This is a genomic window from Rheinheimera pacifica, from assembly GCF_900108485.1.
Lineage (GTDB): Bacteria > Pseudomonadota > Gammaproteobacteria > Enterobacterales > Alteromonadaceae > Alishewanella > Alishewanella pacifica.
The window spans coordinates 1-23,540 of the sequence record NZ_FNXF01000009.1 but is presented as its reverse complement, the minus strand read 5'-3'; the positions used below and the strand labels follow the sequence as shown (position 1 = coordinate 23,540).

Below are 23,540 nucleotides of genomic sequence, written 5' to 3'. Positions count from 1 at the left end.
TATGCGCTCGTTTTGCTTTTTATCAGCTACAAAAAAGATCGGTATTAAGCCGGCAGCAATAAATACCACCAGGCCAGTTAAATAGACGCGCTAAATCAGGAGTAAGCAGTAAAAATGACAACCTTTAATTTTTGTGCCGGCCCGGCAATGTTACCAACAGAAGTAATGCAGCAGGCACAACAGGAATTTATTAACTGGCAACAACATGGCTGCTCAGTAATGGAAATGAGCCACCGTAGCAAACCCTTTATCCGCCTGGCCGCAGAAGCTGAGCAGGATTTACGTGATTTGCTCAGTATTCCGGCAAATTATAAAGTGTTGTTTATGCATGGCGGCGGTCGGGGCCAGTTTTCGGCAGTACCACTTAATTTGTTAAAGCCTGGCCAAAGTGCCGACTATATTGTCTCTGGTGCCTGGTCAAAATCAGCGGTGGAAGAAGCAGTAAAATACGGTGATATTAACGTACAGGATATCCGCCAAAAAACGGCCAATAATATTCGCACTGTTACCGCACCGACTGACTGGCAGTTAACAAAAGGTGCTGCCTATGTGCATTGCTGTCCGAATGAAACCGTAGATGGCGTTGAGTTTACCGCCTTGCCAGATACGGATAGCCCGATAGTGGCCGATTTGTCTTCCACTATTTTATCCAGACCAATTGACGTTAGCCGCTACGGCGTTATTTATGCCGGTGCGCAGAAAAATATCGGCCCATCAGGGTTAACGCTGGCCATAGTGCGCGAAGATTTGTTACCCGGCAAAGATGCGGTTATTCCGTCGGTACTGGATTATCGCTTAGCCGCAGAAAACGATAGCATGTTTAATACACCGCCTACTTTTGCCTGGTATCTGGCGGCGTTAGTATTTAAATGGTTAAAACAGCAAGGTGGCGTTACCGCGATGGCTACGCGTAACCAGGCTAAAGCCAGCTTGCTGTATGATTTTATAGATAAAAGTGATTTTTATAGCAATGACGTCGATCCGGCGTACCGGTCGTGGATGAATGTACCGTTTTTCTTAAGTGATGAGCGGTTAAACGATATGTTTGTTGATCAGGCTGAAACACATGGCTTACTGGCACTAAAAGGTCACCGTATGGTTGGCGGTATGCGTGCCAGTATTTATAACGCTATGCCGCTGGAAGGTGTGCAAACGTTAGTGAGCTTTATGCAGGAATTTGAGCGGGTGCACGGATGAAAACACTAACCTTAAACCCCATCAGCAAAATGAACGGCGAAGTACATTTGCCGGGCTCAAAAAGTATTTCTAACCGCGTGCTGTTGCTGGCAGCACTGGCAGAGGGTACAACACATATTACTAACTTGCTCGATAGCGATGATATTAAACATATGCTTAATGCCTTAACGGCCTTGGGTATCAGCTATACGTTGTCTGTCTGTCGCACCAAATGCCAGGTACAGGGTATTGGCGGTTTATTTAATCACCCGCATGCGCTAACAATGTTCCTGGGTAATGCCGGTACAGCGATGCGGCCATTAACTGCGGCACTGGCTGCGTCGAACGTCGATGTGACCCTCACCGGCGAGCCACGCATGTATGAGCGGCCGATTGGCCATTTAGTTGATGCACTTAACCAGTGGCAAGCCGATATCCGCTATCTGGGCAATGCAGACTTTCCACCGCTGCAGATCAAAGGTAAAGCATTATCTGGCGGTAAAATGCAGATTGACGGCAGTATCTCCAGTCAGTTTTTAACCGCCGTGTTAATGGTGGCGCCGCTGCTTGATGGTGACAGCGAAATAGACATCATCGGCGAGCTGGTATCCAAGCCTTATATTGATATTACCCTGGCGCTGATGCAGCGTTTCGGTGTTAGCGTGCAAAACCATGACTACAAACGTTTTAGTATCAGGGGTAAGCAGGTGTACCGCTCACCAGGCCAGTGGCTGGTAGAGGGCGATGCATCATCAGCATCTTACTTTTTGGCGGCGGCAGCGATTAAAGGCGGCAGCATAAAAGTGACCGGCATTGGCAAACACGCAGTGCAGGGTGATATTCACTTTGCTGACGCGCTGGAAGCGATGGGAGCCAAGGTTGAGTGGGGCGATGACTATATTATGGTTACGCGTAATGAGCTTAACGGCATTGACCGTGATTATAACGCTATACCCGATGCAGCCATGACCATTGCCACCACAGCGTTATTTGCCAAAGGGCCTACGGTTATCCGCAATGTGTATAACTGGCGGGTAAAAGAAACCGACCGCTTAGCGGCTATGGCGACTGAGCTTCGAAAAGTGGGTGCAGAGGTAGAAGAAGGCCACGATTATATCAAAGTGACACCACCGGCCACACTTAAGCACGCCAGCATTGCCACTTACAATGACCATCGTATGGCGATGTGTTTTTCGCTGGTTGCTTTGAGCGATACTGCGGTAACGATTGAAGATCCGGATTGCACCGCTAAAACCTTCCCGAATTACTTCAGTTTATTTTCCCAACTGGCTGGTTAAATAACAAAAAAACATCCAGACGCGTAGCCTTCTAACTGCGCGTCTTTCCTTCGCTTTAGCGCAATTAAACACAGATCTTGTCGCAAAAAGCTGTATAATACCGCCGTTTTTAAATCCGATTAACAGTAGTTTGAAAGGGGGTAGGATGCCACATTCTGCAGCAGTAATTACCATAGATGGCCCCGGCGGTTCCGGCAAAGGTACCATTTGCCGTTTACTGGCCCAGCGTTTAGGCTGGCAATTACTCGACAGTGGCGCTATTTACCGCGTGCTGGCTCTGGCAGCTATGCATCACCAGATTGTTTGTGATGACGAAGAAGCCTTACAACCGTTGGCGGCGCATCTTGATGTGCAGTTCAGTAGTGATGAGCACGGCAATATCCGTATAACCCTCGAAGGCGAAAATGTTTCGCATACCATTCGCACCCAAGAAGTCGCTGATTTAGCATCAAAAATTGCCTCACTGCCACGGGTAAGAGAAGCATTGCTACGCCGCCAGCGTGCCTTTGCTGAAGAGCCCGGTTTAGTAGCCGACGGCCGTGATATGGGTACTGTGGTATTTCCGCAGGCTGCCGTTAAAATATATTTAACAGCCACCCCGGAAGAGCGCGCCAGACGGCGCTATTTAGAGTTGAAAGAAAAGGGCTTTGATGTTAACATCGGCGACCTTTTGAGCGAAATCCAGGCAAGAGACGAGCGCGATATGAATCGTGCTACTGCGCCGCTGAAACCAGCTGCCGACGCCTACATGCTGGATTCGACCAATAAAACTATTGAACAAGTGTTGGAAGAGGTACTGAACTACGCGGGTATGAAAATACCAGGCTTAGTGTGAACCAGGCCAAAACCGCATTTTGGACAGCCTGTTAAATGGATTTAAACAGGTAAATTTAGCAACCCCACAACGCACGACGCGGCGTGGAGCACTTAACTGAAAAAGTGACTATGACTGAAAATTTTGCACAACTACTTGAAGAAAGCTTCAAATCTGAAACACGCCTTGGCTCTATCATCAAAGGAACAGTTGTTGCTGTTCTGAAAGATGTTGTTATGGTTGACGCAGGTCTGAAATCAGAAGCCGCTATCCCGGTTGAACAGTTCAAATCTCTGAACGGCGAAATCGAAGTAAGCGTTGGCGACATCATTGACGTAGCGTTAGACGCTATTGAAGATGGTTTCGGTGAAACCCAACTGTCTCGTGAGAAAGCTAAACGCCACGAAGCATGGGTACGTCTGGAAAAAGCCTGTGAAGACAAAGAAACTGTTATCGGTGTTATCACTGGTAAAGTTAAAGGTGGTTTCACAGTTGAAGTTGACAGCATTCGTGCATTCCTGCCTGGTTCATTAGTAGACGTACGTCCGGTGCGTGACACTCTGCACCTGGAAAACAAAGAACTTGAGTTCAAAGTTATCAAACTGGATCAGAAGCGTAACAACGTGGTGGTATCACGTCGTGCCGTTATTGAATCAGAAAGCAGCCATGAACGTGACCAGCTGTTAGAAACGCTGGAAGAGGGCATGGAAGTTAAAGGTATCGTTAAGAACCTGACTGACTACGGTGCATTCGTAGACTTAGGTGGCGTAGACGGCTTACTGCATATCACTGATATGGCATGGAAGCGCGTTAAGCACCCAAGCGAAATCGTTAACGTTGGCGACGAAATTCCAGTAAAAGTACTGAAATTTGACCGTGAGAAGCAACGCGTATCTTTAGGTCTGAAGCAAATGGGTGAAGATCCATGGGCCGCTATCGCATCACGTTACCCAGAAGGCGCCCGCATCACTGGCCGCGTAACTAACCTGACTGATTACGGCTGCTTCGTAGAAATCGAAGAAGGCGTAGAAGGCTTAGTACACGTTTCAGAAATGGACTGGACCAACAAAAACATCCACCCATCTAAAGTCGTTAACTTAGGTGATTCAGTGGAAGTTATGGTTCTGGAAATTGACGAAGAACGTCGTCGTATTTCTTTAGGCCTGAAACAGTGTAAAGCTAACCCATGGGAAGAGTTCGCTAAGGGCTTCAACAAGGGTGATCGCGTAAGCGGTAAGATCAAGTCAATCACTGACTTCGGTATCTTCATCGGTTTAGATGGCGGCATCGACGGTCTGGTTCACTTATCAGACATCAGCTGGAACGCTACTGGCGAAGAAGCGGTACGTGACTTTAAGAAAGGCGACGAAGTACATGCAGTTGTGTTACAAGTTGACCCAGAGCGTGAGCGTATTTCTTTAGGTATCAAGCAGCTGGACGAAGACCCGTTCAACGGCTACCTTGCTGACAACAAAAAAGGTGCTATCGTTAAAGGTGAAGTAACTGCCGTTGACGCTAAAGGTGCTACTGTAATGTTAGAAGGTGCTGTAGAAGGTTACGTTCGTGTATCTGATATCGCGCGTGAGCGTATTGAAGATGCCACTACAGTGCTGAAAGTTGGCGAAGAAATTGAAGCTCGTTTGATGGGTGTTGACCGCAAGAATCGCGTAATCAGCCTGTCAATCAAAGCGAAATTTGAAGCTGAAGAAAAAGAAGCTATGGATACTGTCAACAGCAAGCAACAAGAAGCTGATTTTGGTGGTAACGCTATGGCCGAAGCATTTAAAGCTGCTCAGAAGCAGGATTAATTGCTAACGAAGCAGGGGGCTTAAGCCTCCTGCTTTATCCAAAATCAGGTTTGCCGGAGGGGCTATGACCAAGTCTGAATTAATTGAAAAATTAGCTACTGATTTCCCGCATATTCAGGTCAAGGATGTTGAAGCTTCAGTTAAAGAAATCCTCGAGCAGATGGCGCAATCATTAGCCGCTAACGAACGTATTGAAATTCGTGGTTTTGGTAGTTTTTCACTGCATTACCGTGCACCGCGTGTAGGGCGTAATCCTAAAACCGGTGACAAGGTTGAACTGGACGGTAAACATGTACCGCATTTCAAGCCTGGTAAAGAATTACGTGACCGGGTAAAAGACAACACCTGAGCCTCAATTTATTGAGTTTGCAGGCGTAAACGGAGTTTCCCTTGCGCAGACTACTTTATATCGCAGTAATAGTAGCCCTGATTGTAGTAGGGGTGCTGTTTGGTTCTATTAATCAGCAACTTGCTGATTTAAATCTTCTTATTGTCAGCGCACGCTTAAGAGTTGTTGATATTGCGCTGATTTTCCTGCTGCTGGGCATCCTGCTTGGCCTTATGATAGCCCTGCTGTATTCACTGCAACGTAAAGCAAAGGGTTGGCTGCGTAAATCCACGGAAAACAGCTAGCCTATGTTAGAGCTGCTGTTTTTGTTATTGCCGGTAGCTGCAGCCTATGGCTGGTTTATGGGACGCAACAGCGTTACACATAAAGAACTTAAAGGCCGCGCCAGTATTACCCGCAATTTATCTTCCGGTTTAAATTTCTTATTAACTGATCAGGAAGATAAAGCTATTGAGCAGCTGTTGGAGTTGCTTGATATAGAAGCAGCCACCATTGAAACCTATCTCGCGCTGGCAAACCTGTTTCGCCGTAAAGGCGACTGGGATAAAGCTATTCGTATTCACGAAAAGCTACATCAGCTTAAATTGCCAAAACCGCAAGCTCAGCAAATTCAGTTTGAACTGGCCAAAGATTATTTTTCTGCCGGCTTGTATGACAGAGCTGAGAAATTACTGGTTAACCTGGTTAAATCACCGGTACTTGGAGAAGCTGCTCTAAAACAACTGTTTAGTATTTTTATTGCTACTCACGAGTGGCATAAAGTTAAGCAATATAGCGCTGTGGTAAATAGCACCGAATCAAGCTCTTTGCGTATTGCTCAGGCCAATATGCAAATTGAAGCACTTAAGCAACAACCCGAGCAAAGCACCGAGCCATTGCTGGAGTTAGCTTCACGTTACCCGGCTGCAGTGCGGCCTAAATATGAGCTGGCTAAACGAGCACTGGCAGAGCAGCATACTGCGCTGGCCAAATCTGCCTTGTTATATATTGTTGAACACAGGCCGCAATGGAGCGCCGATATCTTACCGTTGTTACAACAATGCGCTCTGACCGACGAAGAGTGGTATCAGCTATTAAGTCAGCTGGCCAATAAACAACATAATATCAGCGCCGTGGTGCTGCTGGCCAGTTGGCTGGCTCAGCATGGTTCGGCCACCGCTGCTGAACAATTTCTGCTGGATAAATTAAAACAACAACCCAGTATCCGGTTGTTTCAAAAATTACTGCAGATCCGGCAACAGCAGTCGGCACCGGCCGCTGAGGCTTTGTCTTCAGTTGAAGAGCTGGTTAACGCCTATCTGGATAAAAAATCGTTATACAGTTGCCGTAACTGCGGCTTTAAAACCCGTAAACATTATTGGTTGTGTCCGTCTTGTCAGCAGTGGGAAACTGTAGAGCCTATCAGCGGCATTGACGGTCGTTAGTGAAAGGAAAAAGCATGTCCTGTAAGACTCCTGTGGTGGTGGCTCTTGATTTTGAACAAAAAGCAGAAGCACTGAATTTAGTCAGCCAGTTAGACCCAACTCTGTGCCGGCTGAAAATCGGCAAAGAAATGTTTACTCACTTTGGCCCACAGTTTGTGCAACAACTGCAGCAACGCCATTTTGATGTGTTTCTGGATTTAAAATTTCACGATATACCCAACACCGTAGCTAAAGCGGTAAAAGCGGCCGCTGATTTGGGAGTGTGGATGGTAAATGTGCATGCCAGTGGCGGCAGTAAAATGATGCATGCAGCGCGTGAGGCGCTGATAACGTATGGTGATGATAAGCCTTATCTTATAGCTGTTACTGTGTTAACCAGTATGGAGCAGAGTGATTTAACCGAACTAGGCATTAATCAAACGCCAGAGCAACAGGTACTAAAGCTTGCCACTTTGGCGCATGGTGCTGGTTTGGACGGCGTAGTGTGCTCAGCACAAGAAGCGGCATTGTTAAAACAACAATTTGGCAAACACTTTTGTTTGGTTACACCGGGTATTCGCCCGGCCAGCAGTAGCCAGGACGACCAGAAACGTGTAATGACACCCGCACAGGCGCTGACGGCAGGTGTCGATTATATGGTGATCGGACGCCCAATCACTAAGGCAGTACAACCACTGCAAGCACTGAATGCTATAGTTCAGGAGATATCAAACGCTTAATTTATCTGGAGGTTAGGGTGGATGGCATAAACCTCGCGATATTAATTGGCGGTTTTCTTTTTGTTATCAGCATCATAGCTACTCTTATTTCAGCACGTCTTGGCGCGCCGATGCTATTGGTATTTCTTATCATTGGCATGCTGGCAGGTGAGCAGGGACTGGTTGGCATCAAGTTCGATAATCCGCAGGTAGCGTTTTTAATCGGCTCTATCGCCTTAGTTATTATTCTGTTTGATGGGGGCATGCGTACCCACCCGGAACGTTTCCGTGTAGCTCTGGCTCCGGCGTCTATGTTGGCCACTCTTGGCGTAGTACTTACCTGTGGTATTGTCGGTGTTTCTGCGGCTTATTTACTGGATATGACCTTATTGCAAGGCCTACTGCTGGGCGCTATTTTAAGCTCAACCGATGCCGCAGCGGTGTTTTCTATTTTCCAGTCGCAAGGGCTGCGTATTAAAGACCGGGTGGCCTCAACGCTGGAAATAGAATCAGGCAGTAATGATCCTATGGCGGTTATTTTAACGCTGACTTTGGTAGGGGTATTAGTTGAAGGCAAAACCTTCAGCTGGGACGTCGGGGCAACCTTTTTACAGCAAGCTGTAGTAGGGGGCGTTATGGGCTATACGGCAGGGCGCATCTTTGTATTTTTATGCCGTAAATTACCTCTTAGCTTTGCTTTTTTCCCCTTGCTGGCTGTGGCCAGCTGTATTTTCATTTATGCAGTAACCAATACTTTTGGTGGCAGCGGCTTTTTAGCCGTGTATTTAATGGGCTATCTGGTCGGGAACGCCAGGTTGCCGCAAATTATTCACATCCTGCGTATGCACGACGGTTTAGCCTGGATCAGCCAGATTGGTATGTTTCTGATGTTAGGCTTACTGGTTGTGCCCAGCAATTTAATGAACCATCTGGTACCGGCTTTATTGCTGGCTGCAGTGCTGATTTTTATTGCCAGGCCAATAGCCGTATTTCTCAGTTTAATACCATTTCGTTTTCCGGCACGCGATCAGCTGTTTATCAGTTGGGTTGGGCTACGCGGCGCAGTGCCTATTATTTTGGCGCTGTTTCCCTGGTTGGCCGGTATGCCGGATGAGCATTTGTATTTTGACGTCGCCTTTGTGGTGGTTATTGTGTCGTTAGTGGTGCAAGGCTGGAGCATAGTGCCGGTAGCGCGCTGGTTAAAACTTGAAGTACCGGCTGAGCTGACACCAGATCAGGTGATGCCGCTGGATGCAGTACCCAGCAACGATGTAATGGAAGTGCTGGCATTTAAAGTAACAGACAACTCGCCGGTGCTGGCTTCAAGTTGGCCAGATTTACAGTTTAAGCAACCTGTACAGTTCTTAGGTGTGGTACGTAACGGTGAATGGATATTACCGGCAAAACAACCGGTGTTTAATGCCAAAGACACCATAATGGTACTAACCAAACTGAAGCATGCACGACAAATAAGCGAAGTGCTGGCCAAAGATGCAGAGAAATCAGTAATAAGCCAAAGCAGTTTCTTTGGTGATTTTGTACTTAACGGCAATATCAGCCTGAGTGATTTAGATGCGTTTTACACCATAAACTTTGAAGATCAGGACAAACAGCAAACACTGGCAGGCTATATTACACAGCGCTTTCACCGCCGGGTGGTTATTGGGGACCAGGTGCAGCTTGATAAACTGTTACTAACAGTGCGCCAGGTAAATGACGCCGGCGAAGCAACTCAGGTGGGTATTAAACCCGTAGCTGATTAACGCTGTTAATCCTGCGCTTTGGCGTCATTTTGCAGCATGCGTTCCAGTTTGGTTTTCGACATAACATACATGGTTACTGTGTCTTTTAATTCAGCATGCGCACTTAGCAGTGCGTTATGCTTTTTTTCCAGCTCATCAAAGTCTTTTTTCAGCTGCACATATTCAGCAAGGCCTTTAAAGATAGCTTTGGAGTAAGTAAGTTCAGCCGTCATACGCTGTGCTTTGGCTAAAATAGCCAGTTGCTCATCATTGGGGCGAATGGTAATTGCCATAATATAAAACCTGAAGAGAAATACCGAATGACAGCATTCTACAGCGCTGAGTTAAAATAGAAAGCCTATTGGAAGCATAATAAAGGTAATTAGAAGTGATAAATGGATTTTATGGTTTCAATAGCTGTTTTATCAACCCCTGCCACATATCCTATAATGTAATTGTTATGGTAAATTAGTTCTTATTAATCATATAGTTAGATTGGCATAAAGGCTGGTTTTCACAAACCGGCCTTTTTTGTACGTTTTGTCAGGTGATAGCAAAAGCGTGAAATGGGGTAGTTTTGTTTCAAAATGAAACAAGAGTGGACTATTACTGTAGTCCACCCTGCGGGTTAACCCCAAATTTAGCAAATCGGGAAGAAAAGTTGTTTTTTCAGGGCTTAGCGTGCCGGAAAAATCGCGGGCGCGGAGACGCGCCGAGAGGGGGAAAACGCGAAAATCGCGGCGCCGGAGACGGCGCGAGAATGACGCACGTTGTGCGGAACGCTAAAGCGATCTAATGCCTGGCTTCGCCAGAGCTTTTTATGCAGCTTCGCTGCTGTGGTTCGGCAGAGCGCGAACCGGCGCCGGATTCACTTCAGGGCAGGTTTTACGCGAAAAAGACATCTGCTGCCAAAAGGTGGTTTGGTTCCCGCTGTGCGTCTCCCTCCGGTCGATGCTCGCTGCATGGCCTTCGGCCATTGGTGGCAGCATCAGGTTAAGGCGAAAACAGCGGCTAAGTGCATGGCAACGCGCGGGAGTGGTGGCAGGTTTGAATGCGGTTTAACGATGCTACAGCCAGCATCTCGCGTACCCAACCCCATAAAGGGGCATGGGCACGCTCAAAGCTGGGCTGCAGGTTCTAAATCAACCGGCTTAGGCGGCTGGCTAAACGCCAGCTTGTTTGGCATGCAAGTCAGGCGCTGTGTCACGCCTTCTATCTGTATTCTGGCCACACACTGGCCCATTTCTCTAACCCGGTAGCTTAACGGGTAGTAAGGCGCTCCGGTGTCGTCAACAAAATTGACCTGCCAACCTTTATTGGTGAGCTGCCAGCCGGCCATGTAAATGACCTGTGATTGTCCAGGCTCTGTTGCCTGTGACTCAGTTTCGGCTTTGTCGTCCTGCTTTTCTGGCTTTGGATAGTAGTATTCATACGGCGCTATCGCTTTGGCACTGCATGAGCCATAAAGCGCTTTGTACGTGTCATTGCAGGTGAATATGCCTTTTTGCGGGGCTTCTGGTTCAAACGTGACAAGGGCATTAACGGTGAATGCTGCAGCTAATGCCCCAAATGAAAAAAAATGAATGCCTTTGGCTTTGAAGTTCCTAATTGCATTGATAAACCTCTGCTTTTTGCTGATGTATCGGCCATGGGTGTAGTAGGTCGGTAAAATGGTTGTTAGGCCATCTATGGCCCCTAAGTTTTCTGTGGTGCTAAAGAGTTGCTCGGTGTCATAAGCGTCATACAAGCTGCTACCGTAGTATGTCCAGCGGTCAACAGTCAGGCTGTTTAATTCAGTTCCGTATTTCACAATGCCAAGGTGTACTGATGGCAATGGCAAATCGTAAGTGGTAAACAGCTTAAACAGGGCGCTGACAATGGGTATTTTCATTCTATCCATGCGCCGACAGTAAACAACGTGTTCGGCTATGGTGCGCCTGGCATCGGCGTCTAGGTTCTCTATGTCCTGAATGATGAAAACGGCATCCCAGCGCAGTTTGCGAAGCAATTTAAAAAACGCATTGACCTCTTTGCGGCCGGGGTCATTCCAGCCCCGGGAGTTAAGAAAAATGCCGCATTCATCAAGCACCAGCAGGCCATTTTTGCTTTCATCTATTTTTTCATCGTTATAGCCGCGGGGAAGGGCTTGCAGGTCGGTAATCGTAGGGATATCGGGCAGGCGGTAAAGCTCTGTGTGCTTCTTATCCATGCCAAGCATATGCTCAGGAAAAATATTAAGGTTGGTAGCAACCTTGCGCCCTTCAAGCAAATACTTCTGAATGCGGCTGACGCTCATTAGCGATTTGCCAGCACCCAGCTTGCCTGTAACAACCCATACCGGCATACATTACGCCTTGAAGCTGCCAAGGGCTTTTTCTGCCCATTCTGCTTTTAACTTGGCAATTTCAATAGTGAGATGAAACGCCGCACTAAAGAGTAAATAGGTCAAAACACCGGTTAGCAAATAGGGCATGTTTGGAGGTAAAAATGCAGCAAAGCTACTAAAAATAAGCTGTCCAACGGGAGATAAACCGTTAACCCAAGATAGCAGCATGTTATTAGCCAGACTTATAAAAGAAAATGCAGCTGTGCCATAAGCGGCAATAAGCACGGTATAAATAGCAACAGTTCTAAGGGCGCCTGTAATCCATTTAACAAGAAACCACTGGCCTATTTTGCTGAACATAGCACCTAAAAAAGCAATAACTGGCATATCAGGTCATCCTTATTTTTTTGATATCGGAAACGACACTAAAAACAATGAAAATAATGGTTAAGATGGTTAATACCCACGTAAGCACATAAGACGATGTGGAAGCATAAGGGCAGAGATCCATTCGTATATCGCCAAAGTTAAGAGGGCCACAGTTTTCACTGGCCAGCGCGAAAATTTGCGGAATAGATTCAAATGCGGTTAAGCCGGTGCCGACATTCTGCAGACCATCTGTTACTTGGTTATTTGCATCAGAATTTATGGCGTCCATAATGGCGTCATAGCCATCATTGATAGCTTTTTCTACATCAGGAAGGTCTACGTTGTTGGCGGCATCCTCACCGTCTTGTGAGGTTCCCATGCCATCTTTAATGCCGTCGATGCCTTCTTTGATACCGTCTAATTTGCCCTCAATTCCGGATAAGTCTGTATCTTCACCTTCGCCAAGGCCGGTTATGGCGTCTTTAATGCCATCAAGTTTTTTACCATTATCAGTGCCGCCTTTGATAATGTCATTTAGCCGGTCAATGATGGTTGAACTGTTCTGGTTTTCGGCTTTTAAGCGCTCGTTTGTTTCATTCTGCCGGTTGGTTATGGGGCTGAAATCCTGATCCATTGTCAGGTTGATGTTAGTAATATTGCCCTGGCTATCGGTAATGCTGCCGGTAACGGATGTGTTACTGGAGTTAGAGCCACCGCCCGTGTCGGGTATTTCTGAGCCATCATCACCGCCACCTGGGGGTGTTTCGGGATTTGTGGGTTCGCAGTTTTCTGTGCAGGGTTCGCCAGGGTCTGTGCCATCACCATCAGGAGCAATGGGGCCGGTAGGTGAGTTGCAATCATTAGCGCTTATCGTATGCTGAAAATTGCCAGAGTTTGCAGGTATCTCAGCTAAATTTTTTGCAACACACATGAGAGGCTGAGGGTTTGAACCGCCTGTGCTGCCTACGATGGCGCAGAAATCGTTTTCAGAATTGTGATAGCCGTCTATAAATGCGCCTTCAACAGTTTTACAGGTTTGGGTAGGTTCAGCGGGTGAGTTTGTAGCTGTAAAAGTAAAGTACGACCTTAAAGAAGATGCTTCCGGGCAACGGAAAAATCTAGAAGGCCCATCCATGTGACAGGATTTATTAGAATAAGTAATATTGGTTATTTGAAAAAGATACTGTGTTTTTAAATCGTCATTTGTTGCGGAAACAGGCATGTAAAAAGTCTGGTAGCAGACGTTAGACGACGAGCAGTTGTTGTAAGTGGAGCCCTCATTGGAAAAACGGCTAATATAAACTTCCAGTGATTCTGAATACGAAAAACTGCTCCAGACAGAAGCAGTTAAGGCGATAAATAACATTAACGTTTTCATGTCTGGAGCCTTCGGTTTTAGGTCGCGCGACCAACAAACTTCTTAAACAACTTGATGCCGGTCAAAGCAACAACAACGGCCGTAGCAAAGCCCCAGCCAGCAGATGCAAATGAGCTTATATCGGCTTCCACCGCTTCTAATGCAGCAGAGACATCAGCCATAGCGGCAGTGGAACTTAACAATAACATTGCGGCTAATACCGCTTTTTGTTTCAGATTTTTCATATCGGATTACTCCAGTTTTGGTTTAATTTGTGGCTGTCCAGACGAAGCGACGAAGGAGATACCAACCCGCACCGACTGCCCAGCCACTAGCGTATGCAGCGAATAACACGCCGCTGATAAATGTGGGGGTCATCATTTGGCGACTGACTCCCACGCATTGAAACCCAGAAAAGCCGAGATACATGCCGCCATTGTTAAAATGGCGGTGAGAATGTATTCAACTTGGTCTGGGTCGAATGTTACGGTTTCCATTACGCGGCCTTAGCGTCCGTGTGCTTGATAAGCACTGCATCAGCGTCAAGAAGCTGTTTAATGGAAAAACAAAGGTTTACAGAGACACCGCTTTTGCCGTTGAACTCCCATTCGCGGATAGTGAAGGGCAGCATTACCGGTTTATCCTGCAGGGTGGACATGCGAGGCGGTATACCGGCCTGAACGAGGTCATCATTAACGCCGAACACTTTCATTTCAGTAACGGGGCCAAACTCTGTATGAGTTAAAACTTCTACCGCACAAGTAAGGCGGCTTTTGGCAATGCCCTGGGCATTTGGTCTGCCTTGTTTGTTAACGAAGCCTTTAAAAATGCCGTGAGCGAATAATCCGGTTTGTAATTGTTTCATGGTGGTATTTCCTAAGATGCCAGTCGTAACTGAGGTTGTTTAAGCTGCCGCGATAATGGCAGCGGTTCGGTAAAATCTGCGGGTAACTGGTTAGCAAAATCGACGTTAATCAAGCGAATTAGCGGTATGACGTTGGCGTTTTCGCCAGTAAATTGCATTAGCTGAGCAAGAGACAAACCGGCGCTTTGCAAGTCGTCTATTTTGCGTTTCCATGTGGCGCGTGAGCGTTCGCAAATACGGTCTTTAGTCTTTTTAAAGCCGTCTTTCATTATCGCGGTGTATAGGTCATATAGCGTTTCAGCTTTGGCGTAGGAAATGTTGCCGTTCGGTGTCATGCGAAAGTGTATAGCGCGTAATTGGTTCAATACTTCGGTGTTGTCGTGTGCGTTCATAGTGGCACCTGCGAATGTTCTAAATATGTCGTTAAATGCTTTTGCCCATAATGCTGGGAAGTCAGGTTGATTTTCTGGATTGGTAAAATATGCAAGTGTGCATGGAATGCCGTTAGCAGTTAGCCAGCGGGACTTAAGCCGGGCTTCAAAACGTACAGCGCCGGTTGCCGCTTCTCTGATGTGCGGCTTTGTTATCTGTTCAATTTGGTATTTAAGGTGATCGTGCTTCTCATTAACCCATTTGCGGGTAAGTTGCTTAATCTGGTTATCCAGCTCCGGCAGTTTTAAATAGGCTTTAAGCTCTTTGTGCTCGCTGCCTTTGTTCCAGTAAATGGTGGTTTTAAACTTCTTATGGTCAGCGCTTAGCCGTGTCTGGCCGTAATTTAAATGGCGCAAAGTGTCTATTACCTGCTGGGCCACAACTTCGTTTTCAACCTGGGCGGAGTAGGTGACGTCAATGAAATCAATGGTGGCGTGAAACCAATCAAGTGATGTTGATAACTCAGGAAATGCCAGGGTAAAGGCTTCGACCAGTGACATAATGCACAAATCAGCGTTATCTGAGCCATATACGTTATGCCCTTGCAGCAGCTTGGCAGGACAGCCAGAAATGCGCACATAGGGCCAGCGCTTAAAATCGGTGCCGTCTGTAACCTTATAGGCCAGTGACGCAAATGAGCTTGGCAGGCTTTCAAACTTGTGGCGTAGGCGCTGGACATTACGCTGACCGTTCTCCCAAAACACTTCGCCTTCCAGTGTCATGCCTAATTCAGCACACAGGAACTCAATGTTTCTGAGCAGGCCGCCGTGGTCAGTTTCGGCAACGTGTTCAGATAGGAATGGAATGCTGATCCCGGCCATATCTAACATAAGGTGATACCAAATTCAGAAAGCCAGTACGCGAGCGAAAAAGCAAAAAAGAAGGCAAAAGAAGCTGCCACTAAGGCATAGATGCACAAAACAATAAGGGTAATAATCAGCATCAGAGGCGGGTCTTCTTTCCAGTTCGCGACAAACTGATTAAAGCTATCCATTAGTTATCCACCGTTTCTGTGGATAATTTTTGATGACCGGATAACGGAAACTCTTTAGCAATGTGGCCGCAGTTATCACAGGTATGCTTGCACAGTGTGAAAGTATCATCAGGGTGCTGCTGTACGGTGCTAACCACGCTACGGCTGTTGCACAGTGGGCAGTAATGGAAGCGGATAATAGGCGCTTCTGGTGGCTGTTTCTTTAGCTTTTTCATGCCGCATCCCTCTGTAGTAAGCAGGTCCAACGGTTGTTAGAGCGCTTGCTGGGGTTGTAGCAGTTAAGACTGGTTTTAAAGCGTTTTTTGCCGCAGATTGAGCAAGGTGGCCGCTGCTGACTATCCGTGTCGGTGCTGGCTGTACTGACAAAGAAGCCAGCGGCGGCCGTTAAATCTTCATACTGAAAAGGAATACGATTATCATCTAACAGACGCAGTAACAACAGCTCTGAGGCAGTGTGAGGGTGCTTTAAGGTAAGGGTAACGTGACCCAGCGGGTAAACCAGATTTGCAGTACACGAGTAGTGAACGGCAAAGCGCCAGTTAAGTGATTTGGTCACAGTAACGAACGTTACCGCCTGTACCTCTAAAAGCCTTTTTAATTCCTTGATATCCATAGCGCCAGCCCTTGGTTATACTACTTCGAATTTGGTTAAGTGCAGGTTCACTAATAAGTCAGCAAACTTGCGAACAAAGGAATATTAATTCGCAAACATGCGAACTGTCAAGAGAGGCTTTATGTTTAGCTACGAATTAATTTGCGAGCTGAAAAACGCAAAGGGATTAACAAAAGATTCTGAGGTGCTAGCTGTGCTGCCTAAGTGCACCAAAAGCATTGTGTCTGAAGTTAAATCAGGCAAAAGGCACTTAACCGAGGAACAGGCGCTGTTCATTGCGAGTGAGTGCAATTTGAATACTGAATGGGTTCTGGTGCAGTTAGCAGAAGAAACAGCAAAATCAGAGGAAGCTAAAAGCGCATGGCACAATCTGGCAAAAAAGCTGAATAAGTCAGTCTTAGCCGCGATACTGGCTGTAACTGTTGTTTTTGGCGGTTTGGAATCTAACGGCAATAACAAGGCTGTTTTTGCCTAGTTGTCTATATCCCATAATGTATATTATGTTAAATTGATAATTATTATAATAAGGCTGTTTTAAGCAAACTACCGCAGTAACTCCTCCAGCTTTCTCTCAAACTGTTTTCGACACCTCGGATGGCTACCATCACCAAATACATCAAAGTAACCCTTTTCACTCCATCGCAACCAGCGCTCAACTGCGCTATGCAACCCAAAGTTATTCGCTTCTGCATCCACGCCTTTTAAAAAATGCTCCGGCCGTTCAAAAAACTCGTCTATGTGCCAAACTGCAGAAGACGCCAAAGCTACGCTGCCATCCTGATAATCATATTCAGGAATAACCGTTCCGCTGTTAAACAGATTCAGCCAGTCTTTATTTGCGTACTTACCAACTTGCTGAATACCAGACTTAATCAGCAAGCCACAGTTTGCCGCAAAATCTGCACGGCTTTTCCAGTAACCAATGCATAAATGGCCTACCGGACAATATCTGACGATTTCACGGTTATTAATCACGCCTATCGTCTCTACAAACAGAAATGCTCCATCTGAATTGTCATCTGCGTGCGTAGACTCATGTGTTCTAAGCACATAGCACCACAACTCATTGGTTGTTTGCTTAAGCTCAGTTATGTACTGGTCAAATTTTTCCGGGTGTTTATAAAAGTCTGGTACGTTATAAATCTTGTCGCTTACGCATTCCAGCCAGTCCTGCCTTACACCGAATAAGCTTGATGCTTGCTGCAAGATTTCCGGTGTAAGCTGTTTACTCAGTTCGGCCAGATCTGTCATTGCATGCAGTGTTATACCATGGCCGAAAAAAGCCGGTATCTGGTTGCGGTGTACACCATGACACTCGAACAGATAAATAAAACGTTCCGGAATGGTGTTTAAGGTATCGCGACTAACGTCTTTTCGCTTATTAAAAGGTAATAATTTCAAGTTCTTAAATAGCTGAAAACCTGAGTTTATCAAATCAATTAAAAACTGAATCACCACCAGTAAAGTAGACATTAGCGTATCCTTGTAGCTTGTGAGTTGTTGTGAATTCGCGTAGAACATACCTCGCAGTCAGCTAAAAGCGCAAGTATTTAACATATTTTAAGCATTAATGGCGGTTAACTACCCTCACCCATTCTTACCACTAACGAACGCCTCGGGCACTACAGACAAAGACGACATAATGCCTACACCACACGGCAGTTGTACGGTCGGTGACGTTGCTATGATATGGCGCTATAAGTGGACAGCAGAACAGTCAGTAAAGCAGCTCAAAGCTACAAGGGACAGGCTCAAAGACATCACCAGTGGTACTAAATACAAAATGCTATTGCATACAGCGGATTATATGAATAGATTGGTAAATGAACTTTATTCAGCCGAATGAATAAATTTCTTAAATTTCGGATAATATGGATTACTAATTTTACAAGGAGTTAACTATGACAAAGTGCCCTATCTGCAGTAAAAACAGAGATCTACAGTCGCATCTCTTCGAACTTTCTGAACTATGCAGGTACTTGGGTAACACAGCAAAATTTACTAAAAACGGATATACGAGAATAGTTAATACATCAGTAATTGGCGATTGGCTCAAGTTAGCTTGTCATTTGAAAAAAGTTGATATGGAATGGTGGCGATTTAGGGATGAAATGTCAGATATGTATTGCCCTTCTGATATAGACGAAGAAGCCTCTGATGACGAGCACTTTACAGAGTATTCTACAGCCTTAACCAGATTTATGTATGTCACAAATGCAATGGAGGAAGCTTACCGCTTTATCGATAATAAGTATTTGGCTTTGGATTCTGTAATTAATACCCCTGACAATAAAAGATTTAAAGAGTCCAGTATGAGAGCTATAGTCGTAATCAATCAGATTCCTAAAGAATCTTTACCAGTCAATTTTTTCCATATAATGAAGAACTTCCATCATCGTTTCCAAAAATATACCAATGACTTTTCGTTGAAAGTCGTTCGCACCAACAATATTGCTGAAGGCGATAACAGTTTTGCATTAGATGAAATCAGAGTTCTTCGTAATCATGTTTCTCATGGTATTTTCCCAATAATAGACAATCCAGAGTATTTGGGGAGAGAAGATGTTAAGACAAATTTACTATGGCTGCTAATTCATGCCTGCAGAGCTGGAGCTATTTACATTCAAACTATACTCTTGCATTTCAATCACGGATTCCATTCAGGAGATTACTTTGTAATGAAAGATATATGGGATGAGGAAGGTGAATTTTTTGAAAGCAACTGCAAAGTAGAATTAGCGTCAGAATTACACTTAGAGGGAACATTTAGCTTTGCTACCCCTCTAGAAACTTAGTCAAATGTTATATCATTGACTAAAAACAGGTTTTCGCCCGTTTCCTCTCTTCCATTATGTTGAATTGGCAATTAAGTGACAGCTAATAGGCTGCCCTCACTTTCTAGTTAGTAGTAAAAATATCAGCAAATTGCTGCTTCAGCGTACTTAAAAACAGATCTTGTTGTGCGTTATTCATCACTTTTCCTTTATCAACTGCAGCACATTCGTCCAGTTTGCGGCATAACGTTGATACTACAATACTTTATTGAATAATTTCACTTATTTGCTGCAAAGATGCTACTCTGTTTGCGTTTATTTCCCTTAGATCACAACAGAGGTTTTATGAAGTCAATTATCGCTGGCCTGGCTCTGACCGCTTTAGGCTGCTCTGCTTTTACTGCACAAGCCAATACGCCAAACACTGGCTGGAAACAGGCTGCTAAGTCTGATATTAACTGGAATTACGTAGGTGCTGGTTATGCCAAAGCAACGATTAAAAATATTGGCCCTGACGACATTGATCTTGATGGTTATCAGCTAAACGCCCGTTATTTACTGTCTGATAACTTGTACCTGCATGCTTCTTACTATGACGTATCAGGTGATGTTGGCGTTGCTGATATTGAGCTGGAAGCATCTGAATTAGTTGTAGGTTTGGGCCTGCGCCAGGCAGTGGCTAAGAACATTGATTCCTTTATTGAAGCTGGCTATGTACGTTCAGAAATGGAAGTAGTTGGTTTTGAAAAACGAACGTTCAACGGTTTTCAGGCCAGTGCTGGTTTTCGTTATCTTGTAATCCAGAATCTGGAACTGTCAGCAGCACTACGTTATAACGACAGCTCAGGCAGTGACAGCAGTACTTTTGGTGATATCTCGGCGCGTTATCGCGTTACGCCAATGATCGATTTATACATTAACTATCAGTTCGACAGTGATGCATCTTTACTGGGCACCGGCGTTGCACTGAATTTCTGACAAGGTGACCAAATTAATGCAAAGCGATCTGCCCTTCTCCCAGGCTTGCGAAAACAACAAAGCGCCGATTTTAGCTGTGTTGCAGCAGGCGTTTGCCAATTGCAGTAAGGTGCTGGAAGTCGGCAGTGGTACCGGCCAGCATGCGGTGCATTTTGCTGCTGCTTTGCCGCATTTACGCTGGCAGGCGTCGGATCAGGCGGTGTATCTGAGCGATTTAACTGAAAGGCTGCGCCGGGCAGCCTTGCCTAACCTGCCCTTGCCGTTGCAACTGGATATCAGTGCTGATGCATTGCCTGAGCAGCAGTTTGATGCAGTGTTTAGCGCCAATACACTGCATATTATGCCGTGGCCAGTGGTAGAGCTGTTTTTCAGCCGCTTAACCGGTTTAACAACGCAGCAGGCAACGCTTTGTATTTATGGCCCTTTTAACTATAACGACAGCTTTACCAGCGATAGCAACAGAGCCTTTGATCTGTCGCTTAAAAGCCGCGACCCGGCGATGGGTATTCGGGATATTGCTGCAGTTGTTGCTTTGGCCGATGCCGCCGGTTTTACCCTACAGCACGACCACAGTATGCCGGCGAATAACCGTTTGCTGCAGTTTTTACGTGCTACGGGTTAAAAGCCTCGTGTTCAAACGTGGTGTTATACACCTTGTTGTACAAGGCGGTAACCTTGTGATGTGAACTGACATCAAACCAGCGTAAATGCGCCTGCAGGTAGCGTTTATCCTTGCTGGCCAGTCGAATAGCATTACTGTATGCCTGTACCAGCATTTTACCTTGCTCATTTTTACTGCACATAATGTAGCCGCCAGTGTACTCAGCCGCTTCGCTAATCTCTACGCTAACCAGTTCTACGGCATGGTTCAGCGCTTCGCTGTAGTGCTGAACCACGTTGGGGTATTCCACTACCAGCTCTACTCTGCCGTTTGCCAGCATGTCCAACATAGCCGCCGCACTCATATCATTGCCGGTGCGGGTATAAATGCGGTTGCGGCCCGCCAGTTGATCAAAAATGGCTTGCAACGGCTCGCCATAATTACGCCCTCCCACTACCCCGATACGGCTGCGCGGTAGTCTGGTGCTGATCTCGGCAAAAGAATGGCGTTTATCATGTTGCAGCCCTGCTATACCGGCAGTTTCTGCGGTAGCTTTTAACATATATAAACGCATGCCGGGGAAAATCAGCTGCGGTACATCACTGAAGTAGGCAAAGCTCTCACGCTCGCTATTGCGCACTTTATTACCGGTGCAAGCCAAAGTGTTTGCTTTTAGCATCTGAAAGGCACGTTCGTTATTAACAATAGTGATACTGTCCTGATGCCCGGACATATGTTCCAGCAACAGCTGCCGCGTGGCGGCGTTAATATCAATGCCGGGCACATTCTTGTACACCAGAGCACTTTGATCCATATCGGTAAGCCATAAAGGTTTAGCGAAGCTGTGTGGCATAGCAGCTATAGTAAGTACAAATAAAGCTGCTAAGGAAGTGTATGTCATAACCACCTTATATTTTGCAGTAACATGGGCAAATCATTATCAACTGTTGCCATACGTGCAACAACGTCGCTGATGTCAGTATAGGCAACTGCTGATGCTCTGACTGTTATATTTTTTTGTACGGTAAAGCCTGCATCGCTGCCGCACTATAGGCTTTAAGGTGTTCAGTTTCCTGCTGAAAATACGCTGTTATAGCACCGCTTAACGGCGTGTCGGCAAACCGGTAACTGCCATAACGCATTACCGGTTCAAAGCCGCGCTTAAGTTTATGCTCGCCCTGAGCGCCGGCGTCATAATAGCGCAGGCCATGCCTGATGCAATACTCAATACCCTGGTAATAACACAGTTCGAAATGCAGATGCTCAGCATCAATAAGTGTACCCCAATAACGGCCGTACAAGGTATCAGCACTTTTAAAACACAGAGCAGCGGCAATAATGTCTTGTTCTGCTGCGCCGGTAAAGGCCGCAAATACCACTATGCTATCGGCCATAGTTTCAGCCAAAGCAATAAAGCTTTGTGGGCTGATATAGCCCTGATGGCCGGAGCGCTTTAAATAGGTAGCCTGATAACAGCGGATAATCGCCTGCCAGTGTGCAGCGCTAAGCTCGTTGCCATCCAGGGTTTTGATGCTAAAACCGTTGGTTTGCTTACGCTCCTGGCGGATTTGCTTACGCTTACGGGCGTTAAGCTGCTGTAAAAAATCATCAAATTGCTTATAACCGCTGTTTTGCCATAAAAACTGCACATCATGTCGCGCTAAAAAGCCCTGCTGTGTCAGGCTGTGTTGCAATGGTGCGGTGGTATATAGCCATTGCGCACTGCAAAAGTCGTTAGCGTCCAACCGCTGCTTTATTGCTGCACAAATAAGTGGCAACAGGCTATCGGCAAGATCAGCACTTAGCAGGCCAAGCCTGGGCCCTGTTGCCGGTGTAAAGGGAATAGAGGGTTTGCCGGGATTCTGGAAATTTCTCATGAAAAGTATATTATCTAACTGATTCAGAAATATATTTCTGAATTTCCTTTCCGCAGCATCGCTTGTATTTAATAGAACTCTTGCAACAACACGTATCGTGATCTCTATACCCCGCTTTTAGCGCCCCCAATAGAAATCTTTTGGCTTCCATAAGTGGTTTCATTTTTGCTTCAGGTACAGTTATAAAACCGTACTCGAATTCGCGGCCATCCTGTAAAGCTTTGCTGATAAGTTCAGATATTTGGATAAAGTGATGAATGATGGTGTCATCACGTAACGCGAGTCTTACATTGTCAACACGTTTGCCGTCATATGGCCGCTTTGGAGTGTGAGCGAACAAAATAGTCTGTTCTTCATCTTGCTTCGGTGTGATATCGACCCAGTCCCCTTCCGGGCTTTGCCAAATAGCATGAAACTCTGCTTCTATCATGACATTTGGCCACTCCCAAATCTGCCACCCGCAAAGCATTTTCCCGCCACTTGAGAGAACTTTGCGTTCTACATTCGGAAAGCATTCGCTCACTATCGCGCCTGATTCAGGCTGCACTTTTACATAAACCGGTGGTGCCTTCAGGTTTAATTTTGATATTAACCTATTGACTTGCTTTGAGATGGTTCGCGGGGTGTTTGAGTTGGTCAAAATGCCCCCTTAATGGTTTCGGGTATACGGATTTAATGGTTGATGGGGCACCTTCACCCCATCAATCTGATACCACCCTCAGATGGTTGATAGATCGACTCCGTAGTTGAGTTCCTCTGCGAAGTCCGGCAGTCCGTAACCGATGGTTTTCTTGTAGAAAGGAGAGACCTTCGCAGTCGGTGCCTTCTTCTTGTGCTTCGTGGTGTAGGCGGCCAGCAGTTGCGGGAACGCGCCTGTCCAGGTCTCCATGATGAGGCGCTCCCGGTCTGAGACTTCGTGAGCGCGTTTCAGCAGGATTTTCCGGTCTCCCTTGAGAGTCCGGCTCTGGGATGGTTTCAGCTCCTTTCTGAGGCCCTTGCGCACTCTCTCTAGGGCATCGTTGGCCATGCGCACCACATGGAACTT

The 23,540-nt window shown here is 46.1% G+C and carries 28 protein-coding genes; 13 read left to right on the top strand and 15 right to left on the bottom strand.

Annotated elements, in window-relative coordinates:
* Window positions 1–114: 114 nt before the first annotated feature.
* The 9 genes from serC to BLW68_RS12220 all read left to right on the top strand — a co-directional run bounded on the left by serC (window position 115) and on the right by BLW68_RS12220 (window position 9,330).
* Complete coding sequence (gene serC, locus BLW68_RS12260) at window positions 115–1,197, top strand: 3-phosphoserine/phosphohydroxythreonine transaminase (RefSeq protein WP_092793691.1); 1,083 nt, start codon at window positions 115–117, stop codon at window positions 1,195–1,197.
* On the top strand, window positions 1,194–2,474 hold the full coding sequence (gene aroA, locus BLW68_RS12255) for a 3-phosphoshikimate 1-carboxyvinyltransferase (protein ID WP_092793688.1): 1,281 nt from the start codon (window positions 1,194–1,196) through the stop codon (window positions 2,472–2,474). The genes serC and aroA overlap by 4 nt, the downstream gene beginning before the upstream one ends.
* 145 nt (window positions 2,475–2,619) lie before the next feature.
* A complete protein-coding gene (gene cmk, locus BLW68_RS12250; protein ID WP_092793686.1) occupies window positions 2,620–3,309 on the top strand; it encodes a (d)CMP kinase in 690 nt (229 codons plus the stop codon).
* Window positions 3,310–3,419: 110 nt separating this feature from the next.
* Complete coding sequence (gene rpsA / locus BLW68_RS12245) at window positions 3,420–5,096, top strand: 30S ribosomal protein S1 (protein WP_092793925.1); 1,677 nt, start codon at window positions 3,420–3,422, stop codon at window positions 5,094–5,096.
* A gap of 64 nt (window positions 5,097–5,160) precedes the next feature.
* Window positions 5,161–5,445, top strand: a complete 285-nt coding sequence (gene ihfB / locus BLW68_RS12240) for an integration host factor subunit beta (protein WP_068237962.1) — start codon at window positions 5,161–5,163, stop codon at window positions 5,443–5,445.
* Between the two features lie 41 nt (window positions 5,446–5,486).
* Window positions 5,487–5,729, top strand: coding sequence for a hypothetical protein (locus BLW68_RS12235; RefSeq protein ID WP_092793683.1), 243 nt, complete (start codon window positions 5,487–5,489; stop codon window positions 5,727–5,729).
* A 3-nt stretch (window positions 5,730–5,732) separates the two neighbouring features.
* A complete protein-coding gene (locus tag BLW68_RS12230; RefSeq protein WP_092793681.1) occupies window positions 5,733–6,869 on the top strand; it encodes a tetratricopeptide repeat protein in 1,137 nt (378 codons plus the stop codon).
* A gap of 14 nt (window positions 6,870–6,883) precedes the next feature.
* Window positions 6,884–7,588, top strand: a complete 705-nt coding sequence (gene pyrF, locus BLW68_RS12225) for an orotidine-5'-phosphate decarboxylase (RefSeq protein WP_092793679.1) — start codon at window positions 6,884–6,886, stop codon at window positions 7,586–7,588.
* 17 nt (window positions 7,589–7,605) lie between these two features.
* Window positions 7,606–9,330, top strand: a complete 1,725-nt coding sequence (locus BLW68_RS12220; RefSeq protein ID WP_092793677.1) for a potassium/proton antiporter — start codon at window positions 7,606–7,608, stop codon at window positions 9,328–9,330.
* 5 nt (window positions 9,331–9,335) lie between these two features.
* On the opposite strand, the gene BLW68_RS12215 is transcribed toward BLW68_RS12220, so the two are convergent.
* The 10 genes from BLW68_RS12215 to BLW68_RS12175 all read right to left on the bottom strand — a co-directional run bounded on the left by BLW68_RS12215 (window position 9,336) and on the right by BLW68_RS12175 (window position 16,265).
* Window positions 9,336–9,602, bottom strand: a complete 267-nt coding sequence (locus BLW68_RS12215) for a hypothetical protein (RefSeq protein WP_092793675.1) — start codon at window positions 9,600–9,602, stop codon at window positions 9,336–9,338.
* A gap of 824 nt (window positions 9,603–10,426) precedes the next feature.
* The gene (locus BLW68_RS12210; RefSeq protein WP_092793673.1) at window positions 10,427–11,653 is read right to left on the bottom strand and encodes a zonular occludens toxin domain-containing protein; all 1,227 of its coding nucleotides are present in this window, start codon (window positions 11,651–11,653) and stop codon (window positions 10,427–10,429) included.
* Between the two features lie 3 nt (window positions 11,654–11,656).
* Window positions 11,657–12,022, bottom strand: a complete 366-nt coding sequence (locus tag BLW68_RS12205; RefSeq protein WP_092793671.1) for a hypothetical protein — start codon at window positions 12,020–12,022, stop codon at window positions 11,657–11,659.
* Between the two features lies 1 nt (window position 12,023).
* A complete protein-coding gene (locus BLW68_RS12200) occupies window positions 12,024–13,382 on the bottom strand; it encodes a hypothetical protein (protein ID WP_143039962.1) in 1,359 nt (452 codons plus the stop codon).
* A 17-nt stretch (window positions 13,383–13,399) separates the two neighbouring features.
* Window positions 13,400–13,606 (bottom strand): major coat protein, encoded by a 207-nt coding sequence (locus BLW68_RS12195; protein WP_092793668.1) that lies wholly within the window; start codon window positions 13,604–13,606, stop codon window positions 13,400–13,402.
* Window positions 13,607–13,857: 251 nt separating this feature from the next.
* On the bottom strand, window positions 13,858–14,226 hold the full coding sequence (locus tag BLW68_RS12190) for a hypothetical protein (protein ID WP_092793666.1): 369 nt from the start codon (window positions 14,224–14,226) through the stop codon (window positions 13,858–13,860).
* Window positions 14,227–14,237: 11 nt separating this feature from the next.
* Window positions 14,238–15,488, bottom strand: coding sequence for a phage/plasmid replication protein, II/X family (locus BLW68_RS12185; protein WP_092793664.1), 1,251 nt, complete (start codon window positions 15,486–15,488; stop codon window positions 14,238–14,240).
* On the bottom strand, window positions 15,482–15,652 hold the full coding sequence (locus BLW68_RS21135) for a hypothetical protein (protein WP_177172227.1): 171 nt from the start codon (window positions 15,650–15,652) through the stop codon (window positions 15,482–15,484). The genes BLW68_RS12185 and BLW68_RS21135 overlap by 7 nt, the downstream gene beginning before the upstream one ends.
* Entirely contained in the window at window positions 15,652–15,867 is a 216-nt protein-coding gene (locus BLW68_RS12180; protein ID WP_092793662.1) for a hypothetical protein, read from the bottom strand. Before BLW68_RS12180 ends, BLW68_RS21135 begins: the two co-directional genes overlap by 1 nt.
* Window positions 15,864–16,265, bottom strand: a complete 402-nt coding sequence (locus BLW68_RS12175; RefSeq protein ID WP_092793660.1) for a hypothetical protein — start codon at window positions 16,263–16,265, stop codon at window positions 15,864–15,866. The genes BLW68_RS12180 and BLW68_RS12175 overlap by 4 nt, the downstream gene beginning before the upstream one ends.
* A gap of 121 nt (window positions 16,266–16,386) precedes the next feature.
* On the opposite strand from BLW68_RS12175, the gene BLW68_RS12170 reads away from it, so the two are divergent.
* Entirely contained in the window at window positions 16,387–16,740 is a 354-nt protein-coding gene (locus tag BLW68_RS12170; protein ID WP_177172226.1) for a DUF3693 domain-containing protein, read from the top strand.
* Between the two features lie 68 nt (window positions 16,741–16,808).
* Here the strand turns inward: BLW68_RS12170 and BLW68_RS12165 are convergent, their stop codons facing one another.
* Window positions 16,809–17,738, bottom strand: a complete 930-nt coding sequence (locus BLW68_RS12165) for a hypothetical protein (protein ID WP_092793657.1) — start codon at window positions 17,736–17,738, stop codon at window positions 16,809–16,811.
* Window positions 17,739–18,166: 428 nt separating this feature from the next.
* Between BLW68_RS12165 and BLW68_RS12155 the strand changes: the two genes are divergently transcribed.
* From BLW68_RS12155 to BLW68_RS12145, 3 genes are all read left to right on the top strand, one after another.
* Window positions 18,167–19,060, top strand: coding sequence for a hypothetical protein (locus BLW68_RS12155; RefSeq protein WP_092793653.1), 894 nt, complete (start codon window positions 18,167–18,169; stop codon window positions 19,058–19,060).
* A gap of 324 nt (window positions 19,061–19,384) precedes the next feature.
* Window positions 19,385–20,017, top strand: a complete 633-nt coding sequence (locus BLW68_RS12150) for a porin family protein (protein WP_177172225.1) — start codon at window positions 19,385–19,387, stop codon at window positions 20,015–20,017.
* Window positions 20,018–20,033: 16 nt separating this feature from the next.
* Window positions 20,034–20,639 (top strand): DUF938 domain-containing protein, encoded by a 606-nt coding sequence (locus tag BLW68_RS12145; RefSeq protein ID WP_092793649.1) that lies wholly within the window; start codon window positions 20,034–20,036, stop codon window positions 20,637–20,639.
* On the opposite strand, the gene BLW68_RS12140 is transcribed toward BLW68_RS12145, so the two are convergent.
* From BLW68_RS12140 to BLW68_RS12120, 4 genes are all read right to left on the bottom strand, one after another.
* Window positions 20,629–21,519, bottom strand: a complete 891-nt coding sequence (locus BLW68_RS12140; protein WP_092793647.1) for a transporter substrate-binding domain-containing protein — start codon at window positions 21,517–21,519, stop codon at window positions 20,629–20,631. The two genes, BLW68_RS12145 and BLW68_RS12140, sit on opposite strands and share 11 nt — an antisense overlap.
* A gap of 106 nt (window positions 21,520–21,625) precedes the next feature.
* Window positions 21,626–22,495, bottom strand: a complete 870-nt coding sequence (locus BLW68_RS12135) for a GNAT family N-acetyltransferase (RefSeq protein ID WP_092793645.1) — start codon at window positions 22,493–22,495, stop codon at window positions 21,626–21,628.
* Between the two features lie 10 nt (window positions 22,496–22,505).
* Entirely contained in the window at window positions 22,506–23,135 is a 630-nt protein-coding gene (locus BLW68_RS12130; RefSeq protein ID WP_233079392.1) for a zinc chelation protein SecC, read from the bottom strand.
* Between the two features lie 78 nt (window positions 23,136–23,213).
* A partial coding sequence (locus BLW68_RS12120; protein WP_143039961.1) for a transposase occupies window positions 23,214–23,540 on the bottom strand: 327 nt, incomplete at its 5' end.

Coding starts and splice junctions, on each gene's coding strand:
- serC (WP_092793691.1), top strand. CDS start 115: ATGACAACCTTTAATTTTTGTGCCGGCCCGGCAATGTTACCAACAGAA.
- aroA (WP_092793688.1), top strand. CDS start 1,194: ATGAAAACACTAACCTTAAACCCCATCAGCAAAATGAACGGCGAAGTA.
- cmk (WP_092793686.1), top strand. CDS start 2,620: ATGCCACATTCTGCAGCAGTAATTACCATAGATGGCCCCGGCGGTTCC.
- rpsA (WP_092793925.1), top strand. CDS start 3,420: ATGACTGAAAATTTTGCACAACTACTTGAAGAAAGCTTCAAATCTGAA.
- ihfB (WP_068237962.1), top strand. CDS start 5,161: ATGACCAAGTCTGAATTAATTGAAAAATTAGCTACTGATTTCCCGCAT.
- BLW68_RS12230 (WP_092793681.1), top strand. CDS start 5,733: ATGTTAGAGCTGCTGTTTTTGTTATTGCCGGTAGCTGCAGCCTATGGC.
- pyrF (WP_092793679.1), top strand. CDS start 6,884: ATGTCCTGTAAGACTCCTGTGGTGGTGGCTCTTGATTTTGAACAAAAA.
- BLW68_RS12215 (WP_092793675.1), bottom strand. CDS start 9,602: ATGGCAATTACCATTCGCCCCAATGATGAGCAACTGGCTATTTTAGCC.
- BLW68_RS12210 (WP_092793673.1), bottom strand. CDS start 11,653: ATGCCGGTATGGGTTGTTACAGGCAAGCTGGGTGCTGGCAAATCGCTA.
- BLW68_RS12205 (WP_092793671.1), bottom strand. CDS start 12,022: ATGCCAGTTATTGCTTTTTTAGGTGCTATGTTCAGCAAAATAGGCCAG.
- BLW68_RS12200 (WP_143039962.1), bottom strand. CDS start 13,382: ATGAAAACGTTAATGTTATTTATCGCCTTAACTGCTTCTGTCTGGAGC.
- BLW68_RS12195 (WP_092793668.1), bottom strand. CDS start 13,606: ATGAAAAATCTGAAACAAAAAGCGGTATTAGCCGCAATGTTATTGTTA.
- BLW68_RS12190 (WP_092793666.1), bottom strand. CDS start 14,226: ATGAAACAATTACAAACCGGATTATTCGCTCACGGCATTTTTAAAGGC.
- BLW68_RS12185 (WP_092793664.1), bottom strand. CDS start 15,488: ATGTTAGATATGGCCGGGATCAGCATTCCATTCCTATCTGAACACGTT.
- BLW68_RS21135 (WP_177172227.1), bottom strand. CDS start 15,652: ATGGATAGCTTTAATCAGTTTGTCGCGAACTGGAAAGAAGACCCGCCT.
- BLW68_RS12180 (WP_092793662.1), bottom strand. CDS start 15,867: ATGAAAAAGCTAAAGAAACAGCCACCAGAAGCGCCTATTATCCGCTTC.
- BLW68_RS12175 (WP_092793660.1), bottom strand. CDS start 16,265: ATGGATATCAAGGAATTAAAAAGGCTTTTAGAGGTACAGGCGGTAACG.
- BLW68_RS12170 (WP_177172226.1), top strand. CDS start 16,387: ATGTTTAGCTACGAATTAATTTGCGAGCTGAAAAACGCAAAGGGATTA.
- BLW68_RS12165 (WP_092793657.1), bottom strand. CDS start 17,738: ATGTCTACTTTACTGGTGGTGATTCAGTTTTTAATTGATTTGATAAAC.
- BLW68_RS12155 (WP_092793653.1), top strand. CDS start 18,167: ATGACAAAGTGCCCTATCTGCAGTAAAAACAGAGATCTACAGTCGCAT.
- BLW68_RS12150 (WP_177172225.1), top strand. CDS start 19,385: ATGAAGTCAATTATCGCTGGCCTGGCTCTGACCGCTTTAGGCTGCTCT.
- BLW68_RS12145 (WP_092793649.1), top strand. CDS start 20,034: ATGCAAAGCGATCTGCCCTTCTCCCAGGCTTGCGAAAACAACAAAGCG.
- BLW68_RS12140 (WP_092793647.1), bottom strand. CDS start 21,519: ATGACATACACTTCCTTAGCAGCTTTATTTGTACTTACTATAGCTGCT.
- BLW68_RS12135 (WP_092793645.1), bottom strand. CDS start 22,495: ATGAGAAATTTCCAGAATCCCGGCAAACCCTCTATTCCCTTTACACCG.